Source organism: Pseudomonadota bacterium (genome assembly GCA_027624955.1).
Classification (GTDB): Bacteria; Pseudomonadota; Alphaproteobacteria; order UBA828; family UBA828; genus PTKB01.
Genome location: JAQBTG010000002.1, coordinates 42,858 through 56,492, shown reverse-complemented (window position 1 = coordinate 56,492; position 13,635 = coordinate 42,858). Strand labels below are relative to the sequence as shown.

General features: G+C 58.3%; 15 protein-coding genes. 7 read left to right on the top strand and 8 right to left on the bottom strand.

Features of this window, described 5'->3' with window-relative positions; all coding sequences use genetic code 11:
* Positions 1 to 12: 12 nt before the first annotated feature.
* The 3 genes from O3A94_01100 to O3A94_01090 form a co-directional block, all read right to left on the bottom strand.
* Positions 13 to 819 (bottom strand): SDR family NAD(P)-dependent oxidoreductase, encoded by an 807-nt coding sequence (locus tag O3A94_01100; protein MDA1354845.1) that lies wholly within the window; start codon positions 817 to 819, stop codon positions 13 to 15.
* Positions 820 to 911: 92 nt separating this feature from the next.
* Positions 912 to 1,346: a nitroreductase family deazaflavin-dependent oxidoreductase gene (locus O3A94_01095; GenBank protein ID MDA1354844.1), complete on the bottom strand. Its 435-nt coding sequence runs from the start codon at positions 1,344 to 1,346 to the stop codon at positions 912 to 914.
* A gap of 111 nt (positions 1,347 to 1,457) precedes the next feature.
* Positions 1,458 to 1,841, bottom strand: a complete 384-nt coding sequence (locus O3A94_01090; GenBank protein MDA1354843.1) for a cupin domain-containing protein — start codon at positions 1,839 to 1,841, stop codon at positions 1,458 to 1,460.
* Between the two features lie 151 nt (positions 1,842 to 1,992).
* On the opposite strand from O3A94_01090, the gene O3A94_01085 reads away from it, so the two are divergent.
* The 5 genes from O3A94_01085 to O3A94_01065 all read left to right on the top strand — a co-directional run bounded on the left by O3A94_01085 (position 1,993) and on the right by O3A94_01065 (position 6,849).
* Positions 1,993 to 3,291 carry a flavohemoglobin expression-modulating QEGLA motif protein gene (locus tag O3A94_01085; protein ID MDA1354842.1) on the top strand — a complete coding sequence of 433 codons (1,299 nt, stop codon included), beginning with the start codon at positions 1,993 to 1,995 and terminating at the stop codon, positions 3,289 to 3,291.
* A 94-nt stretch (positions 3,292 to 3,385) separates the two neighbouring features.
* Positions 3,386 to 4,183: a class II glutamine amidotransferase gene (locus O3A94_01080; GenBank protein MDA1354841.1), complete on the top strand. Its 798-nt coding sequence runs from the start codon at positions 3,386 to 3,388 to the stop codon at positions 4,181 to 4,183.
* A 210-nt stretch (positions 4,184 to 4,393) separates the two neighbouring features.
* Positions 4,394 to 4,705 (top strand): VOC family protein, encoded by a 312-nt coding sequence (locus O3A94_01075; protein ID MDA1354840.1) that lies wholly within the window; start codon positions 4,394 to 4,396, stop codon positions 4,703 to 4,705.
* On the top strand, positions 4,702 to 6,354 hold the full coding sequence (locus tag O3A94_01070; protein ID MDA1354839.1) for a pyridoxamine 5'-phosphate oxidase family protein: 1,653 nt from the start codon (positions 4,702 to 4,704) through the stop codon (positions 6,352 to 6,354). The genes O3A94_01075 and O3A94_01070 overlap by 4 nt, the downstream gene beginning before the upstream one ends.
* Positions 6,355 to 6,384: 30 nt before the next feature.
* The gene (locus O3A94_01065) at positions 6,385 to 6,849 is read left to right on the top strand and encodes a nuclear transport factor 2 family protein (GenBank protein ID MDA1354838.1); all 465 of its coding nucleotides are present in this window, start codon (positions 6,385 to 6,387) and stop codon (positions 6,847 to 6,849) included.
* A 384-nt stretch (positions 6,850 to 7,233) separates the two neighbouring features.
* On the opposite strand, the gene O3A94_01060 is transcribed toward O3A94_01065, so the two are convergent.
* A complete protein-coding gene (locus O3A94_01060; GenBank protein ID MDA1354837.1) occupies positions 7,234 to 7,452 on the bottom strand; it encodes a hypothetical protein in 219 nt (72 codons plus the stop codon).
* Between O3A94_01060 and O3A94_01055 the strand changes: the two genes are divergently transcribed.
* Positions 7,447 to 7,755, top strand: a complete 309-nt coding sequence (locus O3A94_01055; GenBank protein ID MDA1354836.1) for a hypothetical protein — start codon at positions 7,447 to 7,449, stop codon at positions 7,753 to 7,755. The genes O3A94_01060 and O3A94_01055 overlap by 6 nt on opposite strands.
* A gap of 147 nt (positions 7,756 to 7,902) precedes the next feature.
* Positions 7,903 to 8,184 carry a hypothetical protein gene (locus O3A94_01050; protein MDA1354835.1) on the top strand — a complete coding sequence of 94 codons (282 nt, stop codon included), beginning with the start codon at positions 7,903 to 7,905 and terminating at the stop codon, positions 8,182 to 8,184.
* Positions 8,185 to 8,229: 45 nt separating this feature from the next.
* Here O3A94_01050 and O3A94_01045 read toward each other — a convergent pair whose 3' ends face one another.
* The 4 genes from O3A94_01045 to O3A94_01030 form a co-directional block, all read right to left on the bottom strand.
* The gene (locus O3A94_01045) at positions 8,230 to 8,577 is read right to left on the bottom strand and encodes an antibiotic biosynthesis monooxygenase (protein ID MDA1354834.1); all 348 of its coding nucleotides are present in this window, start codon (positions 8,575 to 8,577) and stop codon (positions 8,230 to 8,232) included.
* Positions 8,578 to 8,626: 49 nt separating this feature from the next.
* Positions 8,627 to 9,652 carry a 2-dehydropantoate 2-reductase gene (locus O3A94_01040; GenBank protein MDA1354833.1) on the bottom strand — a complete coding sequence of 342 codons (1,026 nt, stop codon included), beginning with the start codon at positions 9,650 to 9,652 and terminating at the stop codon, positions 8,627 to 8,629.
* A gap of 117 nt (positions 9,653 to 9,769) precedes the next feature.
* Positions 9,770 to 11,827 (bottom strand): hydantoinase/oxoprolinase family protein, encoded by a 2,058-nt coding sequence (locus O3A94_01035; GenBank protein ID MDA1354832.1) that lies wholly within the window; start codon positions 11,825 to 11,827, stop codon positions 9,770 to 9,772.
* Positions 11,828 to 11,831: 4 nt separating this feature from the next.
* A complete protein-coding gene (locus O3A94_01030) occupies positions 11,832 to 13,631 on the bottom strand; it encodes a hydantoinase B/oxoprolinase family protein (protein MDA1354831.1) in 1,800 nt (599 codons plus the stop codon).
* Positions 13,632 to 13,635 lie beyond the last annotated feature (4 nt).

The following is a 13,635-nucleotide window of genomic DNA, read 5'->3' as shown; positions in this document are numbered from 1 at the left end:
GCGTCGCCGCCCCTACCAAGTAGGGATGCAGGTGCTCGTCAGCCCGCCATCTACGATCAATTCCGTCCCGGTGATATAGCTTGCATCGTCGGAGGCCAGAAAAGCCGCTGCCTTGGCAATCTCAAACGGATCGCCCATGCGCCCGATCGGAATCATGGCATGGCGCTCTTGGCGGATACGTTCAACTTCAGCCGGGTCATTGATCTCCTCAAGCGACGCGTTGATCAACGGCGTATCGATAACGCCGGGCAAAATTGAGTTCGCGCGGATTCCCTTGGCGGCATATTCAAGCGCCACGGTGCGGGTAAATTGCAGGATCGCTGCTTTCGACGTGTCGTAGGCGATTGCCGGCGTTCCCCAATAACGGATTCCCGCGACCGAGGAGATGTTCACAATCGCGCCCTTGCCCTGTTTTTCCATCACCGGCAAGACATGTTTGCACGTGAGAAACATGCTCTTGACGTTGGTATCGATAATTTTGTCCCACATCGCTTCGGGCAGTGATACCGGCCCGTTAACATCCAGAATGCCAACATTATTGTGCAGAACATCAATCCGGCCATAGATTTTTAGGCAGGCCGCAACCATCGCCGATACCGAGCTATTATCGGTGACATCGCACAATATGGTTAGAACTGAATTGCCTTCCTCGGTGATGATATTCGCCGTCTCCTCCACGGCGCTTTTATTGATGTCGACCGCGACGACCCGTGCACCCTCGCGGGCATAGTGAATTGCACATGCCTTGCCGTTGCCGATGCCTTCACCGCTGGCACCCGCACCGGTTACGATGATCACCCGATCTTCGAGCCTACCCATCACCAAATTCCCTTCGCCGAATTCTCTTTACCCATGCGGTCACAGCCGCACGCCTCACAATCTTGGGCGTGCGGCTGCCGCAGTCGGTCAGCTCAAATTGGTTCGGCAATAAAGACCGCGATTTTACGCGACGTTTTTGCTTTGTATTCTTCGTAGGGGGGGAATGCCTTCACACCGGCCTGCCATAACTTCTCGCGTTCCGGATCATCGTGAACCTCGCGAAGCCGCATCTTTTGGACCTTGGTCTTATCCCGTATTTCCACGTCCGGATTGGCCCTAAAATTATAAATCCACACCGGATGCGTAGGCGCGCCGCCGTTCGAGCCAATCAGCACATAGCCATCGCCAACCTTAACCGTCATCAATGCGATTTTGCGCACGCCACCGGTCTTATTGCCCTTATGCGTGATGACGATGCAGGGCAATCCTGTATCCTTCAATGTGGTGCCTTCGGTACCGCCGCTGCTTTCATAAAGTTTTATCTGTTCGCGCACCCAATCAATGGGTGAGGGAATGTATTCGGGCATTAAATTCTCCAATTTGTAAGGGCTGAAATAGACATATTGCCGAACTTTCCGGCACTTTGGGTCTGTTCTTGACCCCGAATCAGGCGGTCGCCCATCCAGGGGGTTCGTCGTTTAGCGCCGCTTGCGCTGCGCCGCGATGGATTTGGTCCGCTCTATCACGACATCGCCAGTATGCGCTGCCGTTACCGTTTCGATCAACATGATCCAGCATTCCGATTCCGCCACGGGATTATGCATTTTCCCTTTCGGTACGATATGGAAGTCGCCTTCGTTGAGGATAACCTCCGAATCTTCGTACTCGATCTTGAGGCTGCCTTTGCAGATGTAGAAAAGCTCGTCCTCCTCATCATGCTTGTGCCACGCCAGCACTCCTTTGGCTTTGGCTATCTTGACGTACTGGTCATTGACCTGCCCGACGATTTGCGGTGACCAATATTCCGTTACATTTTCGAATTCGCCGAGAAGATTCACGGCGTTTGGTGATGTCTGAGTCACGTTTTTCCTATCCCTTGTCGCGTGCCGCGCCAGAAAGAAATTTCATCGCGAATCTCCACAATTCTCTCGACCGGCCGCTTCGCCTGCGGTCAATATGTATCCTCTAAGCCTACCGGGATCGACAAACGATAAACCATAAGGAGCCAGGTTCTTGAACGCCACCGCCGAATTTAGCTCACGAGAGCGCGATCGAATAATCGAAGCAGCCGCTGCCTTGCGCGAAGCTGAACGCCCGGTGCGCATGTTGCGCAGCGTGGCATGGCCTGAAGACGCTTACGAAGCGTTCATGGCGAAAAGAGCATGCGCCCTGCCACAGGTAACGTATACCCAGATTCGCCCCGATGAAACACACGAGCGCACTCGCGCCGCCCGCGCCTTGATCGATGGTTCCTCGCCCGTCCATCACTGGCTATCGAGGGTCGCCGATGTGGTCGATACCGGTGCAAATATGGTCGGTGCCGTCGGAACGAAAGAATTTTTCGAATTGTCGGCCGAGCTGTACGGCGCGCCGAATGCGGCCATGGTGGATAAAGTTACCCGTCCCATCGATCTCGCCCAGGCGCTCGACGGTGTGCTGGCCGGCTTCAAGCATCAGGACCTCCACCTCGACGAATCGCCCATAGAATACAGCGCAACCGAACTGGTCGAACAAATCCGCCCTCAAGTCGTCGCGCATTTTGGCGCTGCCGCGCCGCGCCTTGAGATCATGGATCATCTATCCGCGAAAGCCATCGCCGGAGGACGCTATATCCGATTTCGCAGCGATGCGGTGTTTTCCGACCGAGACTGCGCGCAACTGATTCAGCACGAGGCCTTCGTCCATATCGGGACCACCCTGAATGGCCATGAGCAGAAGCGAATGCCCCTGCTGGCGGCGGGGCATCCCGGCACCACACGCACGCAAGAAGGCCTCGCCGTGTTCGCCGAAATCATCAGTGGCGCTATGGACCCGAGCCGCATGCGCCGCTTGGCCGACCGTGTCATCGCGATACAAATGGCGATCGACGGCGCCGATTTTCTCGAGATCTATAAATTCTTTTTCGAGCGCACCGACAGCACGCGCCAATCCTTCGAAAATGCGCGCCGGGTGGTGCGCGGCGGATTGGTCACTGGCGGTGCGCCGTTTACCAAGGATGTGGTCTATCTAGAAGGGCTTCTGCGCGTTCATAATTTCTTGCGGGTCGCCGTGCAGCTCGACCGGCTGGACTGCATCCGTTTGCTATTCTGCGGCAAACTCAACATCGAAGATCTGCCGGCGATCTGCATATTGGTCCAGGAAGGGCTTTGCCAATTTCCCCGCTATCTGCCGCCTTGGGTGAAGGACCTACGGTTTCTTGTGTCCTACCTCGCTTATTCGGCCTTTCTGAATCAGGTCAACCTCGGAGCGATCCGTGAACATTATGTCGACGTCCTGCAACACGCGCCAAAGGTGCCAACACCGAGCGATTAAATTCCCGACCCGGCGCCGCTGAAACGCGGTAACACCTTTGCGCTGCTGCAATTGCCGGCTGCCAGGCCGATAGCTGAAAAGGTTTCTTCATAAAATGTGCGAACTGTTCGGTCTTTCCAGCAATATTCCGGTTACCGCGAAACTCTCCCTCGATACGTTCGCCAGGCATGGCGGTGACACGGGGCCGCATCGTGACGGATGGGGCATCGCATATTTTGAAGACCGCGACGCCAGGCTCATCAAGGAGGCCGGGCCCGCCGCCGGCAGCGAATGGGTGGAGTTCATCGGCCGGCAAAAGCTCAACAGTAAAATCATTCTTTCGCACATCCGCTCGGCGACGGGGACCAGCGTATCTTTCATCAACACCCACCCGTTTATGCGGGAGCTTGGCGGGCGCAAGCATGTCTTCGCGCATAACGGCAACCTGCACGACATCGAAACGGCGAAGCCGCTGTCATATCAGCGCTATCGACCCGTCGGAGAGACCGATTCCGAGCACGCCTTCTGCATCCTGCTTGAGCGTTTATCTGAGCTTTGGCTCAGTACCAGAGGGGTTCCGTCGCTGACCCACCGCCATCAAATCGTTAGTCAATTCGCGGCTGAAATCAGTCCGCTGGGTCCGGCCAATTTCCTTTACGCCGATGGCGATGCATTTTTTGCGCATGGCAACAAGAGAACACAACCCACCTCGGGAAATGTCGCGCCACCCGGATTGTATCGGCTGTGCCGGCAATGCGCGCCGGAGTCTGCCTATGATATTCCGGGATTGCATTTCGACAGCGAAGACCAGCATGTTGTCTTAGTTGCCAGCGTGCCGCTTTCAGACGAGGGCTGGGTGCCGCTCGACGAGGGCGAGGTGCTGTGTATCCAGAATGGCGTGATGATCGGCTAGTTGGAGCACGCCCCAGTGTACCGGCGGGACTTGCCTGAGAAGAGGCATGGGCTGAAACCGACCAATTGATTATTTCAATAATCGCAACAATCAATTGCCAAGTCTGCCAATTATCTTCTCCTTCAGACATAATATATTTATCCCAGTAGCGGAAAGGAGGCGAACACATCCGGTGTCGCCGGCCAGCGCTACATCCGGGGGATAAAAATTATGACAACCACCGCATTGACCCAAGGGACGCATCACGTTGGGCTGACGGTACCTAATTTATCCGAGGCTCAATCATTTTTCGGCGATTTGTTGGGATTCATGCAAGTCGGCGAGGTAGCGGATTATACCGCCGTATTTTTGAGTGACGGCACAACGATGATCACCCTGTGGCAGGCAGAAAATCCGCAAACCGCCGCTCCGTTCGACCGCAAGAATGTCATAGGGCTTCATCATCTTGCATTGAAGGTTGCGACCGCGGCGGTACTCGATGATCTCTATCAGCGCCTGAATGAAGTAGCAGAGAAAATATGATGACCGATGATTGGACGGAAAGCGGTTCGCCTTTCCATTCCGGTGAGCATGATGTTCAGAGAAGGATGGGTGTTCAAGATATCGAAGATTGGGCGCGGAAAGTCGTGCGCCCGTTCTTGGCGAAGGATCACCTCGACTTCCACACAGCCCTGCCCTTTTTGGTCGCCGCAGCACGCGACGACCGGGGACGCCCTTGGGCAACTTTGCTCACAGGGCCAGAGAACTTCATCACGTCACCGGATTCCAAGTCACTGGTCATAGACGCAACGCTCGCTGATGGCGACGCCTTGGAGGGTACGCTGTCATCAGGGCACCACCTTGGGCTACTGGGAATTGAGCTCGACAGCCGCCGGCGCAATCGCGTCAATGGCCGGGTCTCTACGAACGCTACCGGAGATTTGCTGTTTTCCGTGGACCAAGCTTTCGGAAATTGCCCGCAATATATTCGCGAGCGGCAATGGCGGCGGACCAGCGATAATTCAGCCGGCGTGCCATCGCGCGGCACTCGTCTCACACCATCACAGATCGCCTGGATCTCGTCGGCCGATACATTTTTTATCGCCAGCGGCCACGCAGGCGAAGAAGAAAGTCCGGCATACGGCATGGATGCCTCGCACCGCGGCGGCGAACCCGGCTTCGTACAGGTGATGAACCAAACGCAAATACGGTTCCCGGATTTCGCCGGCAACAATCACTTCAACACCATCGGCAACCTCGTGCTCGATGCCAGAGCAGGATTGTTGTTTGTGGACTTCACGACGGGGAGCCTGCTGCAACTGACTGGCCGGACAACGATCGATTGGGATTCGGACGCTGTCGCTGCAATTCCCGGAGCGCGACGCTTGGTCTCCCTAGATATCGAACAGGTTGTCGAACTCCCCTCCGCTGTAGCTTTACGGTGGCAAGCATCCGCCGATTCCGTCCGCACCCTGCGGCTCATCGAGAAGGCCCGGGAGAGCGCGGACATTACGTCATTTGTATTTGAGGCGCGCGATGGCGGTCCCCTGCCTCTTTTTGCAGCGGGTCAATATCTGCCGATTGAACTTAACGTACCAGGCATTGACGGCACGGTTGGCCGCACCTATTCGCTCTCCGGTCGACCAAGCGCCGAACGCTACAGAACAACCGTAAAGCGCCACCCGCTGGGCATCGCCTCGCGTCATCTGCATGACAAGATTGAAGTTGGCGCTTTTGTCGACGCCCGCAACCCTATCGGCGATCTCATCCTTCCATGTGACCAATGCCCCGTGTTGCTGGTCAGCGCAGGCGTGGGTATTACGCCAATGGCGTCGATGCTTCATGCTCTGGCGGGCGAAGACGGAGCGCGTCCGGTTTGGTTTATCCACGGCAGCCACGACAGCGCCCACCACGCTTTGGCGAGCGAGATACGCGATCTCGCGGCTCGCCGTCCGGGAATCAATCTGCACATTGCCTACAGCAAACCGCTCGCCGAGGACAAACTCGGTATCGACTACGATTCCGAAGGACGGATCGACGGTGATTTGATTGCCTCCCTTTCGGCACTACCCGAGGCGCACTATCTGCTCTGTGGTCCGACGGCGTTTATGGCTAATATTCAGAACACACTTGAGAAGCAGGGCATTCCTTCCGAACGCATTCACACCGAGTCTTTTGGACCGGCTGGGTGACAAGGATGCCGCAATCCATAGGAGCCGGACATGCCGCGACCCCCATTGCCGCCATTCACGGAAGAGACCGCCAAGCAAAAGGTGCGCATGGCGGAGGATGGGTGGAACAGCCGCGACCCGGCCAAGGTTGCGCTCGCCTACACAGCGGAAAGTCAGTGGCGAAACCGCGCTGAATTCCTTACCGGACGTGCCGAGGTCGAAGCTTTCCTCACGCGCAAATGGGCAAAAGAGCTCGACTATCGTCTGATAAAGGAATTATGGGCCTTTGCCGACAATCGCATCGCCGTCCGTTTTGCCTATGAGTATCATGACGATACAGCCAATTGGTTTCGCGCCTATGGCAACGAAAACTGGGAATTCGATGCGGACGGTCTCATGCGGCGCCGCATCGCCAGCATCAACGAACATCCCATCGCCGCGGCGGACCGCAAGTTCACCTGGCCGTTGGGGCGCCGCCCCGACGCGCACCTCGGGCTTTCGGATTTAGGCCTGTAACTTCCGGCTCGCCCGGCGCCATCGCGTTCCGCCGGGCCGGTTTTGACCCTCAATAGACTTCGCCGGCCCAGACCAAAGGCGCGACCTGACTGGATCCACCGTGCGGGCTTCTTAACGGACCGCACACTTAACAGGCCGCACGACGATTCCTCGCCTACTTGCAGGCTTGCGGCGGCGCGTCGGCTCGCGCGAATTCCCGGGTCACCCCATAAATAAAAGATTTTCCGAATAAATAATGTTATATTAAATAATGAAATAAATTCTTCGCATTTTTTGCGTTGATCAAATAATTCAAAAATATTATCAGAATTTGTTGCAATATACATATGAAACAACCATGTACTTATTGGTGCAATTTCATTGCCACCATAAGTAAAAGGAACATTACATGTCATTCAAGGATATTTCCTCTGCAAAAGATGCGCCGTCCAAATTTAGGCCCGAGGACGCGCCGGCAGCCGAGCAGCCCGCTGCAGTGCCGAACAAAATATCGAGCGTAGCCGTCTCCTCTACGAAGCCGTAACATTCGAAGCAGACAACGCTCGGTCTATCACACGCGACGACGCCTGCCAGCCAGATGCAGGTTGGGATATATTCATGCACATATTTTTCAAATCTCCCTGGCGATATCGCGGCGGGGCAGCTATCGCCACGGCTTTAGCTGCTTTGTTGATTCAGGCCAGCCCGCTATCCGCCAACGACGACGACAAGGCGGACATCGTTGAATCGGCGCCCGCACTTCTGCAAGAGCAAGAACGAGAGGGCGCCGGGTACTATGACAAGAAGGCCCGCGCCGCCCAGGATCGCGCCGATGCGACGGACCGCGACGATGCAATTTACTACGAAAAGCAAGCCAAACGGGCCAAGAAATTGGCCGAACAAGAAAAGCGGGATGCCGCTGAATAATACAGCGAGCCCGATTGAGACGTGCGCGCGAAACATTCCCGATGGTCTGATCAATTCTCTGCACCTCGTCTCGTCGCCGCCGTCAGCCTCCACGGGACGATAAAGCCGTCAGCCACGAGGCCACACGAGGCCACCACGAGGCCACCCATGACAACACGCACCAGCACCAAGACAGTGACCTTCCAACGGGCATTCGCCCTGAGTGGATTCGATGAGCTGCTGCCGGCAGGCACCTATCGTGTAGAAACGGAAGAAGAGCTTCTGGACAGCATTTCGTTTGCCGCCTACCACCGGATATCGACGCAGATTCACCTCCGCCTAAAGCCGGGCCATACGCAAATATTGAATATCGACCCGAATGAGCTGGATGCAGCGTTATTGCGCGACCAGGCGCCTGCAGAGATTTCGGGCGGCCAAAAGGCCAGCTAGCGCAGCCGAAACCTGGTGATATTTAGGGAGCGCGGCAAGTGCAGGTCAGGCCAATGCTTGCATCGCATCTTCGGTATGGGCGCCGCCTCGGTCGCCCATCGTATAGGACCGTAAGGTATCAACCACGGTGATACGGAAATCCTCGAATATCTCGGATTTCCCAAGATCTTGAGCAGCCCGATGATTCGGATGATTGCGCCAGGGCTCGATCGCGGCTTCGTCGCGCCAGAAGACAAGCGAGAGATGTTTATTGGCTTCGGTGCGGCTCTGGTAGCGCTCCACGCCAAGGAAACCGTCGAATGTTTCAACCAGCGGCATGAGCTTTGCCGCCGTCTCTAAATAGCGCTCGGCCTGCCCTTCCTTGATGACGTACTCGAAAATAACGATTACCAACTGCTTGCTCCTTGATCCCAGCGTGACCAGACTAGCACAGCGGCGATGCCTAGGTTTCCTCGTCTTCTGAGCGGTCTGCCGCCGCGCCACCCTTAATCTCGGCCTCGAGCGCCTCATAGTCGATCGGCGCGCCGTGCATCACCTGCATGTTCTGGTGCTGCATCGCCGCCACCATCCAGGTCACGGCCTCGTTATACGGCGTGGCAATGCCGAGGGCGCGGCCCTCACGCACCAGCGCGCCGTTGAGCGCGTCGATCTCGGTGCGCCGGCCCTGCTCCATATGCTGCAACATGGAGGGCTTGTTGAACTTGGCGAGGCAGAATTTCTTGATGCTCGCCATCGGGTCGCTGTCGACGAGAGCAATGCCCTTGGCCGCGACCACCGCGAGCGCCTCTTCAATAATCGCGCTTTGCAGCGCATCGGCCTCCGCCACCCGCGATATCTCGCCAACCCGGAGGCCGGTCAGCGCCGAGACCGGATTAATCGCGCAATTATGGATAAATTTCGTCCAGATCTGGCCGAGGATATCCGCGACAATCTGCGGCTTAAAGCCGGCGTCGCTGAGCATCGTCGCCAGCGCGCTTACCCGTGCGCTTGGCGTGCCGTCGAGCTCGCCAATCCAGGTCGGTCCCTTATGAGTATGGATGGCGTGGCCGGGTTCGACCATGGCGGCGCTATGATAGCTCAGCCCGCCAATCACACGTGGGCGGCCGAGTTCGGCCTCCAGCGCCTCGATATTGCCAATCCCGTTTTGCAGCGTCAGCGCGTAACCGCCCGGCTTGAGCAGCCGCTTCGCCAGGCTGGCGGCAAACGCGGTGGAATTGGCATCCGTCAAGATAATGGCGATATCGCCGTCACCGCCGTCGGCCAGCATGCCCGCTTCTTCAGAAGCGTAAATCGCCCGCACCGGCACGGTGAAATCGCCGGTGATACCGCTCAGCCGGAGCCCGTCCGCCGCGACCGCATCCATGTGCTCCCGCCAGCGATCGACAAAAATTACCTCACACCCGCTTCGCGCCAACAACCCGCCATACAAGGAGCCCATGGCCCCCGCGCCGATTACATAGATACGCATTATTTGCTCCTGTTGCGTGTGCGGCCAAGCAACCAACGAGACTTGATTCTTCGGTCGGCTCAAGTCTGACAGCGGATATCAAATTCGCCTGTCACCGCGAAGGTCGCAGGGCTGGATTTATGCCTGTACGACAACAAGATTGCCGTTTTCGTCGGCGGTCGCGACTGATCCCGGATGGATGACAATCGTTGTTGTGTCATCGGCAATCACCGCCGGCCCGTCGATAACCGCACCCGATGATATGTTTTTTGTACGGTAGAACTGGGCAGCCAGCGGCGTTTCGGGGTCGCTGAGGAAGATCGTGCGCTGGCCTTCTGATGCAGGCATATAGGTTTGTTCAACCCGGTCGCTATCGCCTTTTAGCCTGGCAACCTCGCCAAACGCCCGCACTTTCCAGCTCACGAATTCGACGCTGTCCTCTTCATCCTTCACGCCATAGATGCGCTCATGCAGACGATGGAAGTCTGCCGTCAGCTTGGCGATATCTGCTTCGACAAGTTGACCACCGGCAGCATCGAACGGCACTTCAATCTCCCAGGACTGGAACTCGTATCGACCAAAGAAAACGCATTCAAAATGATGTGTTTCGGGTTCGAGTCCGGCGCGCTCAAGAAATGCGGCACCTTTGCGGCGCATACTGACGAGCGCCTCATTGACGGCGGCAAGCGCAAAATCCTCTGCGATTGAGAAAACTGTCGTCGCTTGCTCCCACTTGATGGTCGAGATCAGGCCACCGAACGCACTGAGGCCAGCAGCAAACCGTGGCAACATGAAACGCCTAATTCCGAGCTCGCGCGCGATGCCACCGATATGGCAACCGATTGCGCCACCCCCGGCGACGAGGAAGCTCTCGCGCGGGTTGATGCCTTCCATCACGGTGATGTCTTCGATCGCCGCGATCATGTTGTGATTGCTGGTGGTGTGGATCGTCAGAGCTGTTTCGATCAGGCCGAGGCCGAGCATTTGGCCGAGCGTGCCCACCGCCTTCTCTGCGGCTGCGGCATCGAGGTGCATGCGCCCGCCGAGAAAATCATCGGGATCAATCAGCCCGAGGACGACATTGGCATCCGTCACCGTCGGCTCTGTGCCGCCCAGGCCATAACATGCCGGACCTGGCTGGGCGCTGGCGCTTTGCGGCCCGACCTGGATCATACCGCCAACATCGACCCAGGCGATGCTGCCGCCGCCGGCGCCCACCGAGCGCACGTCCACCTTGGGAATGCCCAGCATGTCATCGCCGATCATGGCCTCGTCATTGACGATCAGCCGGCGATCGCGGATCGCTGCGACATCGAACGTCGTACCGCCCATGTCGACAACCACGACATCCGGCGCGTTCGTCAGATGTTGCGCCGCGACCGGTGCCAACGTCGGCCCCGACATGACGCTGAAAATCGGCTTCGCCACGATCGCGTCGGGCGGCATCATGCCGCCGGTGCAGGTTGCGACAAGGAAATGATCGGTATCGAAGCCGTTGGCCTCGAGCGCACCGGCGAGCGCTTTCGTATAGGCGCTGACGATCGGGTGGAGCGACGCGTCAATCGCCGTCGAGATGGCGCGCCGGTACTCACGCGGAATCGGGTTGAGCTCGTGGCTCAACGTGACCGATACCTCGGGCCACATCTCGTGAACGATGGCGCGCGCCCGAAGCTCATGCGCCGGGTTCACGGTCGACCACAAAAAGCAAACGGCAATCGCCTGCACGCTCCGCCGTTGCAGCATATCGACGGCCGCGCGCACGTCGTTTTCCACCAGCGGCACATGCTCGCGCCCCTGGGCATCAATGCGCCCGCCAATTTCGGCTGTCATCTGGCGCGGCACATAGGGCTTGGGATAGTCGAGGCGAAAATCGAAACAGCGTTTCCGAGGCGCCTCGCGAAAAGTCAAAATATCTGGATGGCCCTTGTTACACAGAAAGCCAGTGGGCACCGTCTTGCCTTCGACCAAGGCATTGGTCGAAACGGTGGTGCCATGCACAATCCGCTCGCAGGTCGCGAGAAATGCCGGCAGCTCCAGCCCATGATGAGCCGCCGCAAGCGCGAGCGCATCCATGAAGCCTAGCTCGAATTGGCCCGGCGTGGTGGGTGACTTGAATATTTCAACCGTGCCGGCATCGTCCGCCACCACGCAATCCGTGAACGTGCCGCCGATATCGATGCAAACATTGAAGCGCACGCGCTCAGTCGCCGTTGCTGGTGCGCAGTTGAGCCGTCGCGGTGTCATCGAGTACGTAATCGAGGCCGTCCTCAGATATTCGGAGCTTGACCGCGTAGGTCGCCTCGGCGCGCTCGGCTGAGAGCCAGCCGCGATTGACCGTCTCGACCACGCGTTCGGGCGCGCGCTCCTTTGGGTTGCCGTAACCGCCACCGCCACCTGCCAGGAAACGCAGCGCCTCGCCCGGCTGGCAGATTTCGGTATGGAAGCTCGGCATCTCTGTCCAGCCGCCCGCACCGTCGCGCTTCCAGTTGCACGAAGGCGCGCCGTCATGACCGCCGAGCACGCCGCGTGCCGCCGCCACATCGCCGTCGCTGCAATAGATCGCTGTCATTTCAGCGGCGAGCGGCCCGTAGATACCGGTCATCGCCGGCGCCCCGTCCCAGCGGCCATGCCCCATGGTGTCGGGCGCCACCCCGCGCTCCTCGATCAAAATCGGATACATGCCTTCGTCGACCTCGACCGAATCAAGCATCAGCATGCCGCAGGTGTCGGCGTCGTTATAGGTGAGCCAGCCGTCATGGCCGTGGATGCCGGGCCCGCCCGAATAGCCAACGAAAAGCTGGTTCACATAGGCGCGCCCGCCGCGCAACGGATCGTCGCCGGAAATCACCGCCAGCCCGCTCGCCATCATGCCGCCGCCTTCGGCAATGCCGTGCGGGCTGCCCATCTGAGCGAAGCAGCACGCCACCGCGTTGATCAAGCGGTCGTTGACGTTGGTCGTCGCGACCGAGGTGCCGACGGGATAGGCCGGGCGGCCGACGACGCAGCCGTCGCGCAATAGCACGTTGATACAGCGGGCGCTGCCTTCGTTGTGCGGGATCGAAGGGTCGAGATTGACGAACACGCCGATGCGGCAGGACGCGGTGGCCGTTGCCTCGGACAGGTTGAGCCCGCCCGGCACACAATCGATATTGTCGCGGGCATCGACCGTGACCTCGCCGGCTTCAGGGTCGACCGTAACCGTGACGCGCACCGGAATGCCGTCTTCCGCCACACCCGGCACCGGATCATGCTTTGTCGCGTATGACCAGGTGCCCGCCGGCAAACTGGCGATGGCGGCTTTGGTGCGGCGCTCGCCATAGGTTATCCAGTCTTCGATAAAGTCCTCGATCATCGTACTACCGTGGCGCTCGACCAGCTCCTTCAAGCGCTGCTCGCCGATGCGGCAGGCGCCAAGCTGCGCCCGATAATCGCCCAGCCAGATCTTGCTCGCGCGAATCTTAGTCAATCCGATACGCAGGATATCGGCCTTGGATTTGTAGCCCTCCTCCACGCGCACGCCGGGGAAATGCAGACCTTCCTCATAAATCGTCGCAGCATGCGGCAAATAGGTCGTCGGCAGCGGCGCGCCCATGTCGGCATGATGGCAACGCACGAGCGCCCAGAACATGATACGCCCCTCGAAATACACCGGCACGATGACATCGAGATCGGCGTGATGCGTCGCGCCGTAATAGGGGCAGTTGTTAAGAAAAGCGTCACCCTCTCCAATATCGTCGAACAGGCGATCGATCGCGCGCGTGGTGAGGTCGAGGGCGGTGATGTGGATCGGCAGGCCGTCCTCAACGCTGATCAATCGATGATCGTGGGTCAGGATGCCGACCGAGAAATCGCGCGCGTTTTTGATCACGGCAGAACGGCTGGCCTTCAAAATGCCGTTGGTCATCTCGCGGCAGATCGCCTCGAAGCGCCGCGATAGCACGGCGAGCATCATCGGCTCTAGGGTATAGCCCTCACTCTCAATCTGGGGGTTGCCAGCCATCGGC

Excerpts from the sequence above, each read along its gene's own strand:
- O3A94_01095 (MDA1354844.1), bottom strand. The coding sequence starts at position 1,346 with ATGCCCGAATACATTCCCTCACCCATTGATTGGGTGCGCGAACAGATA.
- O3A94_01030 (MDA1354831.1), bottom strand. The coding sequence starts at position 13,631 with ATGGCTGGCAACCCCCAGATTGAGAGTGAGGGCTATACCCTAGAGCCG.
- O3A94_01080 (MDA1354841.1), top strand. The coding sequence starts at position 3,386 with ATGTGCGAACTGTTCGGTCTTTCCAGCAATATTCCGGTTACCGCGAAA.
- O3A94_01050 (MDA1354835.1), top strand. The coding sequence starts at position 7,903 with ATGACAACACGCACCAGCACCAAGACAGTGACCTTCCAACGGGCATTC.
- O3A94_01070 (MDA1354839.1), top strand. The coding sequence starts at position 4,702 with ATGATGACCGATGATTGGACGGAAAGCGGTTCGCCTTTCCATTCCGGT.
- O3A94_01075 (MDA1354840.1), top strand. The coding sequence starts at position 4,394 with ATGACAACCACCGCATTGACCCAAGGGACGCATCACGTTGGGCTGACG.
- O3A94_01100 (MDA1354845.1), bottom strand. The coding sequence starts at position 819 with ATGGGTAGGCTCGAAGATCGGGTGATCATCGTAACCGGTGCGGGTGCC.
- O3A94_01065 (MDA1354838.1), top strand. The coding sequence starts at position 6,385 with ATGCCGCGACCCCCATTGCCGCCATTCACGGAAGAGACCGCCAAGCAA.
- O3A94_01055 (MDA1354836.1), top strand. The coding sequence starts at position 7,447 with ATGCACATATTTTTCAAATCTCCCTGGCGATATCGCGGCGGGGCAGCT.
- O3A94_01040 (MDA1354833.1), bottom strand. The coding sequence starts at position 9,652 with ATGCGTATCTATGTAATCGGCGCGGGGGCCATGGGCTCCTTGTATGGC.